14 protein-coding genes and 1 pseudogene are annotated in these 15,093 nt (G+C 39.5%); 3 read left to right on the plus strand and 12 right to left on the minus strand.

The window, feature by feature from the left end; genetic code table 11:
- The first annotated feature begins 387 nt into the window (after positions 1-387).
- From CYAN7822_RS32945 to CYAN7822_RS32955, 3 genes are all read left to right on the plus strand, one after another.
- Complete coding sequence (locus tag CYAN7822_RS32945; protein ID WP_013325583.1) at positions 388-1,074, plus strand: hypothetical protein; 687 nt, start codon at positions 388-390, stop codon at positions 1,072-1,074.
- Positions 1,058-1,360 carry a type II toxin-antitoxin system RelE family toxin gene (locus CYAN7822_RS32950; RefSeq protein WP_013325584.1) on the plus strand — a complete coding sequence of 101 codons (303 nt, stop codon included), beginning with the start codon at positions 1,058-1,060 and terminating at the stop codon, positions 1,358-1,360. The genes CYAN7822_RS32945 and CYAN7822_RS32950 overlap by 17 nt, the downstream gene beginning before the upstream one ends.
- A 147-nt stretch (positions 1,361-1,507) precedes the next feature.
- Complete coding sequence (locus CYAN7822_RS32955; protein ID WP_013325585.1) at positions 1,508-1,723, plus strand: hypothetical protein; 216 nt, start codon at positions 1,508-1,510, stop codon at positions 1,721-1,723.
- On the opposite strand, the gene CYAN7822_RS32960 is transcribed toward CYAN7822_RS32955, so the two are convergent.
- The 12 genes and pseudogenes from CYAN7822_RS32960 to CYAN7822_RS33010 form a co-directional block, all read right to left on the minus strand.
- On the minus strand, positions 1,720-3,249 hold the full coding sequence (locus tag CYAN7822_RS32960; RefSeq protein WP_013325586.1) for an ATP-binding protein: 1,530 nt from the start codon (positions 3,247-3,249) through the stop codon (positions 1,720-1,722). The genes CYAN7822_RS32955 and CYAN7822_RS32960 overlap by 4 nt on opposite strands.
- Positions 3,250-3,405: 156 nt before the next feature.
- Complete coding sequence (locus CYAN7822_RS32965) at positions 3,406-4,866, minus strand: hypothetical protein (RefSeq protein ID WP_245602865.1); 1,461 nt, start codon at positions 4,864-4,866, stop codon at positions 3,406-3,408.
- A gap of 42 nt (positions 4,867-4,908) precedes the next feature.
- Positions 4,909-5,211, minus strand: coding sequence for a hypothetical protein (locus CYAN7822_RS32970; RefSeq protein ID WP_013325588.1), 303 nt, complete (start codon positions 5,209-5,211; stop codon positions 4,909-4,911).
- 18 nt (positions 5,212-5,229) lie between these two features.
- On the minus strand, positions 5,230-7,152 hold the full coding sequence (locus CYAN7822_RS32975; protein ID WP_013325589.1) for a type IV secretory system conjugative DNA transfer family protein: 1,923 nt from the start codon (positions 7,150-7,152) through the stop codon (positions 5,230-5,232).
- A gap of 4 nt (positions 7,153-7,156) precedes the next feature.
- The gene (locus CYAN7822_RS32980) at positions 7,157-8,227 is read right to left on the minus strand and encodes a hypothetical protein (RefSeq protein ID WP_013325590.1); all 1,071 of its coding nucleotides are present in this window, start codon (positions 8,225-8,227) and stop codon (positions 7,157-7,159) included.
- Positions 8,227-8,910 carry a hypothetical protein gene (locus CYAN7822_RS32985; RefSeq protein WP_013325591.1) on the minus strand — a complete coding sequence of 228 codons (684 nt, stop codon included), beginning with the start codon at positions 8,908-8,910 and terminating at the stop codon, positions 8,227-8,229. Before CYAN7822_RS32985 ends, CYAN7822_RS32980 begins: the two co-directional genes overlap by 1 nt.
- Before the next feature lie 3 nt (positions 8,911-8,913).
- Complete coding sequence (locus CYAN7822_RS38320; protein WP_245602866.1) at positions 8,914-9,072, minus strand: TrbI/VirB10 family protein; 159 nt, start codon at positions 9,070-9,072, stop codon at positions 8,914-8,916.
- Positions 9,073-9,122: 50 nt separating this feature from the next.
- A pseudogene (locus CYAN7822_RS32990) lies at positions 9,123-10,647 on the minus strand (IS5 family transposase).
- A 134-nt stretch (positions 10,648-10,781) separates the two neighbouring features.
- Positions 10,782-12,278, minus strand: a complete 1,497-nt coding sequence (locus CYAN7822_RS39970; protein WP_041934386.1) for a TrbI/VirB10 family protein — start codon at positions 12,276-12,278, stop codon at positions 10,782-10,784.
- 10 nt (positions 12,279-12,288) lie between these two features.
- Positions 12,289-13,077 carry a hypothetical protein gene (locus CYAN7822_RS33000; RefSeq protein WP_013325593.1) on the minus strand — a complete coding sequence of 263 codons (789 nt, stop codon included), beginning with the start codon at positions 13,075-13,077 and terminating at the stop codon, positions 12,289-12,291.
- A gap of 24 nt (positions 13,078-13,101) precedes the next feature.
- On the minus strand, positions 13,102-14,403 hold the full coding sequence (locus CYAN7822_RS33005; RefSeq protein ID WP_245602867.1) for a hypothetical protein: 1,302 nt from the start codon (positions 14,401-14,403) through the stop codon (positions 13,102-13,104).
- Positions 14,363-15,076, minus strand: coding sequence for a hypothetical protein (locus CYAN7822_RS33010; RefSeq protein WP_013325595.1), 714 nt, complete (start codon positions 15,074-15,076; stop codon positions 14,363-14,365). The genes CYAN7822_RS33005 and CYAN7822_RS33010 overlap by 41 nt, the downstream gene beginning before the upstream one ends.
- Positions 15,077-15,093: the final 17 nt, after the last annotated feature.

Below are 15,093 nucleotides of genomic sequence, written 5' to 3' on the forward strand. Positions count from 1 at the left end.
TAAATCTTACTAAAGATAATTTTTTATTCCCGTTATAGTTCATTAATTGCTATTCGTCATCGCTCTCGTCAGAGTTCTTTATTTATGAGAGTTTAGGCGTAGCTTATAGACTTAATGCCTTTTAAATTAGTATTATATAAGCTTTTCAGTCCGAATTTGACCCAAATTTTCCTTAAAAAAGTAAGTCGAGTGCCAAAATTAAGACAAGTGTTGTGCCATAATTGATGTAGCCCGAAATAATACAATTTATGATCAAGGTAAGCTATGTATCCTTTGTTCGTTAAAATTAGTGTATTAAGTGCTATCAATTTACCCACAATAGCCCAACTCTAAAGTCAGGTAAACAATACGTTATTATTTTACAATCAGCCGAGCGTCGTACCTAAAATGCTTTCTTCCCTTAAATTAAAACCCAAATTTGTAATTAATAGCATTGACGAAAAGACTTTATGCCAAGCTAAACAACATTTAGAAAATTGTCTCAAAAATACACAAGAGGGAAATTTTCAAGCCCAACGTCAGGAATATTACCGTGAATTAGCTGATCGAGAAGGGATCAGTTATGCTCAAATAGGAGAAAGGTTAGGAGAACTTATATCAAAACTTAACAAGACAGTTATTTTAGCTAAAGTTTTTCAGTCAACTTATCCCCAACATATTGATTTTACCACAAGCATTGAATTGTGTATTGCTCTAACTGATATTGTCAAAAATTATTGGATTTATTTGCCCCCGACCCTAGAATTAAAACACAAATTTGTTAAGATAGTTGAGAAAAGAATTAGCAAAGCTAACAAGACAACTCAAAAAAATGCCCCAACTCTACAACCGTTTAAGTCTATCAAAATGTTCGTTGATTTGTTTATTGAATCATTTAGATTAAGGAAATCTCCATTGCGACTTATAGATGAGTACCTGTCTTCTTATGATGGACTTTTACGTTCTATACTAAAACAGATAGAAGAAGAAAAAGAGATCGAGGAAGACTGGAGAGAATTTTGTGAAGCCAAAGAAAGATCGGCAAGAGAAGGAACAATCAACTGGGACGACCTCAAAAGTGAACTCGGATTTTGAATCATCTCAAGAAGAAGAGTTAAGTCAGACTTATAGAATTGAACTCGATAAAAAGGCAGCCAAAGATTTTAAAGGACTGCCTTCTGATATTCAGAAGAGAATAAAAGAAGCTATTGATAAACTACAATATGACCCTCGTCCTCCGGGGTGTAAAAAACTTAAAGCTTTTCAGCCACCGATGCGTATAAGGGTAGGTGATTACAGAATACTTTATGAAGTCGATGATCTCGAAAAAATAGTATATATTGGAGGAATTGGACATCGGCGAGAAATTTACGGAGATTAAAAGAAAATTAATTTATATTTACTATCGTATTTTTTCTAAAAAATATTAGAAAATTTTATTATTCAGCTATTAAAATATGGCTTAAACATCAAAGATAAATAATATTAGTCTTAAATGAGGTTTAATTGTTAACAAAGGAGTTAGACAATGAAAATTAACCTAGATACAGACCGAGAAATTATTCAAGAAGCCTTTCAAGTTTTAAGTAAACATCTAGACGCTTCTAAAGTCATGCGATTTTTAGCTATTTGTAATTTAGACAGAGATGATTATTTACAACTTAAAGAGCAACTGTTTGAAGGAGAAACCGTCGATAGTCTTTATGAAAAAATTCAAGCTTTAGAAAAGGAGGAAAATTTTTAATTCTCCTCATCCCCCCATAAGTCCCAATTCTTCGGCGCAAATACCGAATTATCGGGGCTTGATGCCGATTCTGCCACGAAACGCGCCCTATTTTCCATAGCAAGAACTCTTTCTGTGTCTCTCACGTACAATGGCGTTAACACGCGCCGCATCGCTATTAAATCGTTTAGTTCTAGGTTGATCGGGCTATTGTTGTAAAATCGGTTCTTTGCCGCCATTTCCACGATCGCCCGTATCTCTGCCCCCGTGCAATACTGCGACTCCGACAAGAGCAATCTCCACTCCCTTTCCGTTAACGGACCATCTGCCACCAAGTAGCGTTCATCAAACCGTCCTGCATGAAGCTGAAATATCTGCTTACGTTCAATAGCTTGAGGAAACCCAACGTAAAATATTTTATCAAACCGTCCTGCTCTGGTGAGTTCTGGGGGTAAGGCATCCAAACGGTTCAATGTTGCGATCGCAAAAACTTTAGTCTGTTTCTCCTGAAGCCAGGTCAAGAGAACACCCAACACTTCCTTAGTTGAACCTGACCCCGTTAAAGCGGCTTCAGGGTCAAAAAACTTATCAAACTCATCAAAATAGCAGACTGCGGGGGCTGCCGCTTCGATTCTCTGGAGAATTCGTTTTAGATATGCTGCCCCCTTGGATTTAACTAGGTCAACCCCTACACTGATTAATGGAAAACCAAGTCTTCTAGCAACAACCTTAGCCGCAAAAGTTTTCCCGGTTCCTGGTGGACCTGCTAATAACCAGCCTTTAGGTAATGGTAAGTTATATTCCCTGGCTTTATATGAATAGTCTAAAGCAACCTGTTCTATACCAAGTTTTAGCCTATCCAAGCCGCCAAAGTCGCTAACATCAGGAAGGGGTAAGAATTCTAACCCCAATCCTTGTAAACGTTTTATTTTATATTGGTATAGCCCATCGCCAAAGTCGGGAGAACTTAAGGCCAGTTGACAACCAACCTCTATCTCTGCGGCTGATAGACCTGAGACTGAGTTGATTAGGCGATCGCTTATTTCTAGAGTAATCCCATTTCTCTTAAAAAAGTTTTGTAATATGTCTTGAATTTGGGAGATAGTAGGTAAAGGATAAATAACAGATGGTAACAGTGAATTAAGGTGTGTGGGTAACTCAAGTTCTTCAACATCCAACAATATTAAATATTTTTTTTCAAATAACTTAAAGTTATCCAAGGTATCAAGAAGAAAAGTCGTTAATACCTCCCTTTTAGTTTTTATTTCATCGTGAAGTAAAGCCCCTATATTTTCGAGACAAAATATCCCCTCAGTGAAATTATTTTGTAAGCTCTCAAACAAGTCTTGTAATGTGGTTAGTTCCTGTTTATAATCGCCATTATCAGTTAAGTCTTTAGTTGCCAGATTCCAGTAATAAACAGGAATCTTTAAATCAGAGGATAATTGTTGTAAAAATTCCTGTTTTACCTTGCTCCTCTCCAGTGCGGGGAAACTTAAGTAAGCTCCCCTGAAGCATCTTAAATTATTTATGATTTCTTTTTGCATTTTAAGTCCTCAACTAAATTAATGAAATTGGCAGTAAAGGCATGGGAAAATTAAGCGATAACAAGTTGATTTAAACTTGTTTGATTAACAAGCGATCGCTAACTTTTATAGAACTGTAATCAAATCTTATTACTGCCAATAAAAATTGGTTAATTGTTAACGACCTCGCCCTCTTCTAGCAGGAGCTTCATTGCGTCTTTGTTCCACTTGCCGCTCTATTTCTCGTTGTGATTTCTTGGTCATATCGAGCATATTCTCGATATAATCCAAATCTTTAGTAGTCATGTGATTGAAATTTCCATGAGTGAAACTTCGCTGAAATATAGTCTCATAGGTATTTTCAGCCGCATTTAAACGCATTATGCCAATTTGTCCTTTAGGCGTTGCTTTGACCAAATATTTTTCCTCTTTATCTACTATTTTTACAAAATTTTCTGTCGACTGTTTAGCCAAAATTACAAACTCGTCCATGAGCCGGGTGCTTCTGGCTTCTTTGACAGATAATAATCGATCTTCTGTGGCAAAGCTGTCAGTTACATCACCTGTCTTTAAGGCATTTTTCAAAATTTTTATGGCGTTGAGATGATTTTCATCGAGATTAGAATCAATGAGCATTACACCACCAAAACTGTTAGTTTTAAATCTTAACAATTCCTGCCCTTCATTGTCCTGAAGCTTAAACAAATCGCCTTTACGCAATATTGTATAATCATTGCCTTTGTATTGACGATCACCTCTCACCGTGTGCTTTTTCCACAATTGAAGAACGGTAGAAGCGGCTGACTGCTCCTGCCTTTTTGTACGCCATAGATCCCAAATACGCCCAGTCCCTTGAGATGCCTTCTGCCACCATTTGTAATCGCGCAGATTCTTCAGCCGTTCTTTTAACGCCTCGTCAACCGCTTGCTGAACTTCATCTTTGAATCCCGCTCGGATTTCGGTTTTCATTTCTTCGCGGAAAACTTGGAAATCGTTAATCAATTGGCTAAGAATGTCTGGATTTCCTTCTGCTTTAGTTTCTAATGCTTTAGAAAATCCAGGGCTTTCTTTCTGTTGTTGAGATTTTACTTGTTGTTGAGAACTTGAAAAATTAGCATTAATCTCGACTTTGCCCTCATTATCTGTTTTAAAAAAAGTTAAGGTTTTGTCTTCTTTTTGAAATTTAACCTCAACGTTTTCCAAGCCTTTAATTTGTTGTCCTGGTTGGGCTAATTGATACGCTACCTCTAATTTACTGTTTAAAGCAACGTCTAAATTATTAATTTCCTTTCCCTTATCAGTTTTCCCTTTAATTAATGTTTCATGTTGCCAAATTTGAATGAAAGGTATGACTTCGCTGGCTTGGTCTTTTTCTTTTTCTTCAGTATTAACACTATCTTTTGGTTTATTTTCTAATTTTACTTCTTTCTTTCCGTTCAATTCATTATTTTCTATCGCTACTTGATCACTTTTTCCATTAGTTTCGTTCTTACCTGTCATTTTTGAGCTACTTTGTTCTTGACTTTGCTGTGGTTCAATCTCGTCTTTTTTTTCCTTTTCTTGTTTTTTTTCCTCTTCTGCTTTTAAGGCTTGCATTTGCAAAAAAGACTGAGCAAAAGCAATTAACGCGCCTTGCATCTGGCTAACGTGGTTTTCACTAACTGGGGTTACGGACATAAATTACCTCCCTATTGGGTTTAAAATACTTTTCAAATTTTGAACACGATTAAAAAGAACCTTTTCATTTTTTCCGGGTTTTTCTAGAAAATAAGCAAGAGTTCCATTAACGTAGACAGCTATATATTCAAAAACATGATCGTCATAACGGTTTAATTCAAAAAACCCCAATGGAGTATGACCACCAATTACGCCTAACTGGTCAAAAAACTCAACCGTTTCAATTTCTAGATCGGCGGGAAAAGGCTCCAACTTTTCTTCTTTAGCGGATTTTAAGGTTTCTTTAATTTTTTCGGTAATCTTCATAATTTAATTCCTCAAAAGTTAATCAGCAATTACTTGATTTAATTTTTCCATCGTATCCAACAGTTTTTTGTTATGACCATTGTTTACATTATTTAACGCTTGTTTTTGATTTTGACTTTGCTTTTTAGCACCTCCTTGATTTCCTCCTTTACCATTATTATTATTGGGCTGCTCAGGCTCCGGAAATAACTCATTGACAAGCGCTAACCGTTCTTCAAACTGTTTCCTGCGGATATCGTCAGTTACATCAGAAATTCGATCGCGCTTAAGGGCATTCCGAATTTTAGGCCACCTGGCGCAAGACCATTCCATTTCCTGAATTTCGCACCTGGCCACCTTAATCTTTTGCTTAATGGGAACATACTCCTCCTCACCCCGACTATATGCAGGATTGATGATTACAGCCTTACCAGTGGGAAGTTTTAAAAATTGTGCCGGTTCAAATAATGGTCTTTTTTGACGATTATCTGACGTTGACCGACTGCCACCTCCACCGTGTTTCCCTGTATTTTTAGAACGAGATTTAGAGTCATATTTGACCTCTACTTCTCCCAAGAAATCGGAGAAATACTTAGCTGATTCGGGATCTTGGGGATTAAAGAGGAATTTACAGGCTGTACCGCCGAATATAATTCGTGCCAGTTCTTTCCCATAGATACGCTCTAATTGACCCAGGTTTTGAGCAGCGATAACACCACAGAAACCGTCCTCACGGGCCTCATTTAGCCAATTTTGCAGTTGAGGGAGGTAAATTGTCGGTAGTTCGTCTAAAAAGACACATAGAGGGTCTTTTCTGGGTTCAACGCGGCTTATATTCCTAGAGACAACCATGTGTAACGTGGCTGCCAATAACGGCCCGACAATATCCCTATTGTTCCTATCCAGCCCAAAGACTATTAAAGTCTTACCATCTAAGTCCAAAGGTAATGTAGACTTACCACAGAAAGCACCAATATAGTCTTTTTTAAGGAATTTTTGAAAGGTTCTTTGTGCCGTACCCACGATACTACTTTCCGTCTCGGATGAACCACTGACACTCATGATCTGGTCTAATGGTCGCATAGTCCACACCGGAAACTTATTTTGCTGTTGTGCGTGTAGTAATCTCAAACCTAACTTGGGTAAAGATAATATAGCACTAGCAGTCATTAAATCAGCGTATTGACGACCTCGCATTTGAGCAACAGCCTTGGTGAGTAGGAAGACCCCCTCAACCAAAGTAGCACCCGCATCCTCAAAGAATTTATCGCCTTTGCCGCCACTACCGAGATCACAGTTTTTAGTGATCGTGTGGGCCAGTTGCCCTGCGGCCACTGCATCCTCAGCATCTTTCAAGAAGTCTAAGATATTACAACTATCAGACTCGGAGAAACCTGGCGCAAATACCCTAATCTTATAGCCTCGTTTTAAGGCGTAAGCCACAGCCCGACTGGTTTGTGCAGGATATTTGAAATCATAGATTATGGTGGGAAATCCCTGATCTAAGGCGGCTCTGATGAGAGGATCTATTACTGAGAAGGTCTTACCGCTTCCTGCGCCTCCCAAGACTGCCACCCCTCTCTGTACATCGGGAACGTAGAAAGTGTCGGGGGAGGGAAATCGTTGGCAGAAAACTTCTCTTTTATCGATAACCCATCGCTCCTGTAACTTTTGGAGAACCCTATCCGGCATTCCCAAGTATAGAGCAGCCGAGTTTCTCTTAGGATCATCTATTTGCTTCCTTGCCCTTTGAGCGGCTTTACGTTTTTCACCTCCACCTCCCCAATAAGAAGTAGCGAGTTTGGCTTTCTTACTACCACCATTATCTATTAATGATAGTAAGCCGAATGCGGCAACTGACCCTAGGAGTGCTAACCCAGATGGGGTATTGAGGAAGTTAGTTATTGATGAGGTGGGTAGGTTAATATTAGGGGTGTTTGATTGACCAATGTAATATGACATAGCTTTATAATCCAACGAATATTTCTTCACCTACGTGATAAGACTTAAAAGGAACTGGTCCCACCAAATAAGGGGAACAACCACAGAGACTACAAAACCGGAAGAATAAAGCTGTTTCTACCATATCAGTGGCCTCGTTGGTATTCCAAACAACTACCTTAAAATTCGGTCCGTAGGGATGTCTGCCTGTAGGTTCCTTTCCGGCAAGACAACCGCTACCCCCATCGACTTCTTGATACTTGCCGCTTATCCACTGTTTGCCGTCTACTAGAAAATTTCCCGTCAATTCGATCTGGGCACAGTTATGAGAGCAATTTTTATTGAAACCAACATTGTAGCCACCAGAAATACTGCGGTTAGTGGGATGTTCCGACTTACCCAACACCAAGTCAACAAGAGCGAACCCTCCACCAATACCTAGAGAATTAAGGGGGTATTTTACTAAAGCTGGAACTTCACTAACCTTTAAACTTTGCCAGTAGCTAAATTGTTTTAAGGGTGTATCAGCTAACCCTGGTATTGAGGATAAATTGTATTTAGATAAGTCGAAATTCTTGAAGGTAAGCTTATTTAACTCTGGGTATTTCTTGACTAAATTTTTGAGAAGAGCATTTTGAACTTTACTAAGATTATACCCTTTAGACTTGAGGAAGTTTTGGACGAAGGGAATCTGTTTGACCCGATAATCCCTTAGCCCTTTGACATTATTTAACAAGTTCCCGAAGTTGGCTTTCTGGAAATAGCCAAATTGGTTAAGGGTGTAATTAGCATTTGTGTTATCACTTTTATTTAAAATATCATTCAAAGTGATGTTTGTCAACTCTAAATCTTCTAAAGTTAACAAATTTTCCAATCGCTGCCCCTCCTTCCAATTGAACTTTTTATTATCGGGTAAATCAAATGACCCTCCTTCCGCTAATGAAGGTAAAGATTCAAAGGTAACGATTTGATTATCTGAAGATATTCCCGGCTTACTCAGCAATAATATAAAGCTAAGTATCCAGAATATTCCCCATCCGAGAAAGAAGAAATAGGGGAGTTTTAATTTTTGAAGTAAAGGGAGTTTTTGGAGCATTATTGTCCTAACTCCTGTAAACGATTAACAACATCATTAGAAACTCCAGCTTTATTGGCAGATTCTTCTACTGACAATCCCTTTGATAGATAGGAAATAAAATTGTTAACTTTCTTATCCAAGGGGGAACCATCCTGTAATAAATTTTGTTGTTTAGCGGCTAACACTCCCTGTCGGAATGTCTGGACTATTTCATGATTGTTAACGGGTTGATTATTTTCCACTTCAGTTATTTCAAAAACTAAATAACTGGGTGTGGTTGACTTAACGATTTTGAAGAGGTAAACGCTACCTTTACCTTCATTCGATTGAGTAATAACGGTCAGCAAACTTTGAGCCGTTTGGGGGAGTCCTGGTATCTTTAAATCGTTTATTTTCTTTAAATGGAGAACCTTAACATCTCCACCATCTGTACAGTTATCCTGTAATCCTTTTAAACATCCATCGGCAGTTAGAACGACAAAGGAGGGATTATCTAACCACGCCTGAGAGATAGTTTCATCAGTTGCTAAAAAACTAATGGTTACACCGTGACCATTGGATAAATAAATGGTTTCTGGTTTAATTTGCCGAGTCTGTCCGTTGTTATCCCCTATCCTTATCTGTCGTACAATATCCGGAAAAGACAAGACGGGTAGGGCAACTAATCCCATAATTAAACTGCTTAATACAAATGTCCTCATTCCCTATAGCTCCAACGATCGATTAACCTGTATCTGTACTTTCGTCCCCGGATTGAGATACCAGAGACGTTCCCTATCCCGTAACTCATCAATTTCTGAGTCATTTCTTTTTTTGATCTGATCGCTGAGGGGTTCAAAGCCGCCCTCCAACACAGCACCCATGTAATTAGGGCTATCATAAGTAGGGTTTGCTGAAAAAGTGACTCAAAAATTTATGCGGCTAAAAGCCTATAATTTTTGGAGCAATTGATAAGTTTTACATATTTTAAATATTTTAAAGTACATTTTTTTTAATCAAAATTGTTGTTTCAGTTCAAATGTTTTACTCTTGAAAAATAACCACAAAAAAATTGATAAAAACTGCCGTAGCAGTGTGGAAAGATTGACAACTAAAAAAGTAATAGCAATAGATGTTTCTGATGTTTCAGGGAGTTTAGTCATCACCAAATTGAGGCTAAATCTTCGTTTAGCTTGTCCGAATTTTCCTTCAATAGCATTGCGGAAACGCTCATCATCAATAGCTTGTTTTTTATCCTGTTGAATAACATTTTTAGGGGGTCTTCCTAAAGGGGGTCCACTGATTCTTATTCCTCTTACCTTGCACCATTCTCTGTTTGCTCTCGTTCGATAAATTTTATCGACATGAATGGATTCGGGGTAATATCCTGTAAATTCCTTATACCTTTCAACTTGAAACTTTAAATCTCCTGATTCATTAAAATTGTCCCAGCTTAAATGGTCTAAAAAAACATAGTTTTCAAAGCAACTTACTGAAATTTTAGCTCCAAACTCTACAGGTTTTCCAGCTTTTCCTCTAACAATAGGGCGAATATGTGGTTGTGTTAGACTAACAATTCTATCATCAATTCTCGAAGAAAAATTTTGATACATCCATAATTGTTGACGATAAACTTCTACTACTACCAACAACATTTTATATTTTGTTGACCGGAGACGGCTTAACTCCGCTCCAGCCTCTATTAACTTGTCTATGTGAGAAAGATTTCTTTTCACATATTGTAGCTGCTTCCTAATAGCTTCTCTTCTTTCTTTTTCAGATGGACGACGCTTTTTAACTACCTTTAAATAATCTTTTCTGCCGCTCTTCCGATAAGTTCTTGGTTTTTTTAGACTTATTTTCACACTTTTATAGAGACAGTCTAAAATTTTTTCAGTTTGCTGTCTAGCTTGGTTTAATAAGCTTAGATCATTTGGATATTTTATATCTCCAGGGGCACAAGTAGCATCTAAGATTAACTTTCCTTTATTGAGAATTTTTTCGACTTCTCTTTCTTCGGCTTTTTTTTTATTATTTTCTTCTTCTTGATTTATTTCTCTTAAATTTTTTACTATTTTTTGATTAATTTTATTAACAATTTTTGAATCTATTCTTTGCCTAAAATGAACCATCATTGATGATTCAAATGGTTCTTCATTACTATAAGATGATAGACCGATAAAGTATTGTAAGTAAGGGTTCTCTTTAATTTGTTCTAGAGTTTCCCTATCACTTGTTCCTAATTTCTCTTTAATAATTAATGCGCCCAATGCCATCCGAAAAGGTTTAGCTGGCGCACCAGTTGTTTGTGAAAAAATTTTTCCATATTCTTCTTCAAATTCCGCCCAAGGTATTAATTCTGCCATTATTACCCAACGATTATTTGGGGATAATTTTCCCTCAAAAGGCAAATTAAAGTTGTCTGGGGTGATTGAGGACTGGGGTGACTTGCGATACATTTGTTCTAAAACAAGAAGTGCAAGGGGTTTTTACCAATTTTATAAGGTTTTAGCTTCTTCAACTGATCTTTTTTTCCTTTCCCATCCGCCTGTAGCTCTTTTTTATTAAGGTTTTCCAGCTTTTTCAGCAAACCCTAAGTAGAAGATTGAGAAAAACCACCGACACCACTCGATGATGACGTTGAGGTGGGACGGTTAACGATTTCCCCAAGTTTTCCCAATGCACCGACGACGAAACCCATCGCATCCCGTTTGGCTATATCTCGTGAGGCATCATTCCTCAACTTAGCAATTAACGGTTTCCCTCCAGGGGCACGTAAGGCGAATACGCCTTCGGGTAACTCTATGTCTTTCCCGTTAACTCTTATGGCGATCGCATCCCCAGTAACCATACCGCTATCATGAATTTGATGAACCTCAAAAATTATCTCTGTCCCCTTGGGTAATACTTCAACGCCGTTAGGATCGCTTATCGATTGAGATAAAGTTACGACGAATGGGTCTGAGTGTTTCATTCCCTGCGCCCATATAATTGACGTGGCCATCTCGCCTTTAACAGTAGTTCCCACAGGGATGATCGAACTTTGAGTAGGCGAGTCCCCCAGTAATTCCATTTCCTCACTATTCCCCTTTGAAGAGGTTAAAATTACCGGTGTTCTTGATGATTTCTGAGATTGTTTATTATTGGTATCATCAACCTCTTGGGCATCGGACATATCTAAGACTTTATCTCCTGATGAATTATCAACCTCCGTGTTACCCTCATCATTATTAGATTTGGATGAGGCAGTATAGGAACCCAAACCGGCTAACTTCTGCCACAATTCTAGGGGATTGACTGATTCAGTAGGATTATTGATAACTGTAGTGGGCTGCTGTTTGATCGCGATTGAGGAATTTCTAAGAGTAATAGGGCGATCGTTATAACGGCGACTAATATTACCAGCCGGAGAATAACTTATCTGTCCTCTAGTCCTGGGAACTGAATTAATTGATGGGGGTGTCTGTCGTCTGTATGAAACTTCAGTTGATGTATTAGATGGGGAACTCGGTTGGCTTACACTCACCTTCGGGATCTCCCCAGTTTCGGAGTTTGATGCTGACTGCATAACAGGTTGTGGGAGGGGTTGGTTCAAGTCGGCGGCTTCTCCCATCTTCTTTAACTGCTGAGATTGGGAAGATAATGCCGCCTCCGCCTTATATAGCGCTATCTGTTCCTCCGGTGATAAAGTTTTGTCCTTCTCTTTAGTTGATTCCTGCTTTTCTTTGGTTGCAGTTGCACTTCTGTAGGAGGGGGCATTGGTTAGGAATATCCCCGCTACTATGACACCACTGCCGCATATCAAACCTATCAATCCTAATTTAACGTAAGGATTCTTAGAGAAAGATTTACCCTTTTTGGCTTGGGTTTCTTGTTCACTGCCTTGTTCTTCCTGTTCAGCAAATAGGGTTGATTCTTCTTCAATATTATTGGAAAGTTGTTGTTTATCATCGTTGGGTAATTCTAATAAATTGTTAATGGATTCACAATTCCAATTGGATTCTGAAGAGGGATTTATTTCTTCATTATTCGTCCAAGGGTCATCGATTGAATTCTCTTTAACAGAAGGGCTTTCTATTGTGTTGACCATGATTTTAATCCTACTGTAAATCTTGTTGTTTGTAATCGGCGATCGCGTATATTTCCAATCCAGACTGTCTCATGTTCATCACTTGAGCGGCTAGGGATTTAGATTTAGTTTCCGGGGGTAAGAAATCGTAATTGGGGGGGACTATTGCAGATACGTAAATTTCTTTATTGAAACGGATCAATTCACCCATCGGTTGACCATTTTTGACCATCATCAGATTGGAGATGACGACGACTTTCCATTTACCCGGTGCAACCTGTTGGGGTTTCTCTATATAAACGGGAATGAAAGCCATCTGGGTATCCGATGTAAAAACCGATTCGGGGACTAATCCGGCTAATAATTTCAGGAACTCCAGTCTGAAATTTAATTCAAAGGCAAAACTCGCTTGATAGGCGGCTGTGGTAATCTTACTATCGGCTTTGGTCGAACCGGGAATAGTAATGGAAACGCCCGTATCTTTTTGGTAATTTCCCTCAGCACCCGCGTCAGTCGTGGGGAGGTGTCCCGTCCAGGTGAATGTCAAACTTAAGATATCTCTAACGAATTTCTGGATCGATTCGTCGGTTCGATCCTTGTTCCCTATTCCCTTAACGGTTATCGATTCGCCACTGCTTAATTGAACTAAAGTTGGGGGTGGTTTAGTGGCCAGTTTGACATAGTTAAAGAATAGTATAACCTGAAAGAATACTGTCAATCCCACACCTCCTAAGCAGATTAAAACTAATGATCCGAATGAATCTCTTAAGCTTAAATTCTCCGAAACTTTCTTGAATTTTCCCGTGATTCCTAATGTCATCTGTTGCACTCCTGCTATTAATTATTAAGATTTAGAGGCAGGTGGTAGAGCGTTCCTTGTGGAAGTAACGTCTATCGTTCTCACGCCAGAGGAAGCTTCACTTATCCGGTGGGAAGTAGAAGGAATGACCGTAACTGTTGAGCTATTGCCGGACGATCTCCTGTGTCTAACAAAGGATGCGGCTCTATTACCGGCAGACATCGCACTCAGTACAAATCCCATTCCCGTCGCCCCAGATGATTTAGCCCCGGTCATCATCGCACCCCCCATCTTCGCTCCCGCCATACCAGCCACCGCACCGGTGATCGTCGCTAGGGAACTAAAGGTAGCCATTCCTCCTCCTGCGGCTAAAGCAACTGCTAATATAGGACTCAACACACCAACGGCTATACTGAAGATGAGCTTGTTGGCAGAAGGAGAAGAAGTTTGTAATACCGCGATTAGAGCGATTAAGATGTTAAAACACAACTTACACAAGCCCACTGAATAGAATGCGATCAACCAAGTAAAAAGGGACTTTTGAGCAACGGGTAACAGTGTTCCCCCGACGGCCATCGGACCCAATAATCCCGTCAGTACCCAAGTGACCTCGACTATCCATTGAAATGCTATACTGCAAGCCAGCATCCAGCCGATGACTATGGTTTCCAATTGAGAGGCTATAGCCTTTCCCAGACTGTCAAAGAAATCCTGTGAGGGATTTTGGGGTAATTGTTGATTGGCCATCTCTTGGGCGTTTTTCTTAATAGCGTCGATACACTGCTGCTTGAGGTCGGGGTCGGTCATGGTGGAGCATTTCTGCTGTATCTGTTGGGATGTCCAGATATCGATGGTCAACTCCCCGGAAGCTTGAGCGTAAGCTTTATCTAAATTGGCAGCCGTTTTGGTCAATACTTGTTGGTTTATCCCATTTAAGAGATTGCGGTATTGGAGTGTCGCCTGTCCCAACCAAACACCACCATTACCTAACAAGACCACGACGATGAACAACCAGAGCAATTTCTCGTAGGGGGGAAGCGCCAACTCATCGGCCAGTAATTCCTTGACCATGATGACCACACTCAGGGCGATCGTACACACTGCAAAGAATGAACCGAGGTCGGCGATAATCTTATACAGGTCGCTGGTGATTACGTCTATCCACAGCTTGTCCATCGCAATAGAGACGAGTTCTTGAGCTTTCTGAGCCTCCTTTAAAAATTCCTGCGGTGTGATTTCCGATGATTGCATTAAAATAAACATGACTGCCCCTTTGATCGAGTTTCCCTGTGCGATCGCCGATTTTTTATTTCTTGGAATAATCCAAACCGGCAGAGGCGAACCCACCGATCTGTAACAATGAGTTAGCCGCCCCCGCCGAATTGGCTTGTTCCCTGAGATTTTGGCTATCTATGCTAGAAGAGATATTGGCGAGATTCAAATTGGCCATATCCTGTTTAGTGCTTGCATCTACCGTCTGTGAAGTCAGTACAGCCAGAGATGAAGCGATTTGAGCATTCTGTAGAGCCATATCTTTTAGCACTTCCTGGGTAACAGTGCGGCTTTGTGCGTCCTGCCCCGATGAGATCGCCTGTTGTGTTGTCGCCTCAACAAAATTTAACTTGTCTATGAGTTCCTGTTGACCCTCTTTACTTAAAGTCTCCTGTGCTAGGGCGCGAGTTGCTTCTCTATCCTCATTGTTAGCGGCTAAAGGGCCTTGCTCGATAATACCTCCATCTGTGGAGAATGTTTCTTCGATAAAGTTACGGAGATCTTGGGGGTCAGGTAATCCCAATTCTCCAATGATATTTTCATCTAAATTAATGTTTAATTGGGATTGTAACCAAGCTTCCATTCTCTGTTCAAATCCATTAGCCACTGCTAACCACTCGGATTTAAGATCAATAAACTGTCCGATGAGATCTTCTAAGATGTTATCGGATGCGATCACACTACGAACCTGAAAAGCTAGAAGTCCTATGGCACTGATGAATCCTATGAGTATTACTCTTTTTATCATTACTTTTCTCCTTGATA

Origin of the sequence: Gloeothece verrucosa PCC 7822 (assembly GCF_000147335.1) — a bacterium.
GTDB classification, from domain to species: domain Bacteria; phylum Cyanobacteriota; class Cyanobacteriia; order Cyanobacteriales; family Microcystaceae; genus Gloeothece; species Gloeothece verrucosa.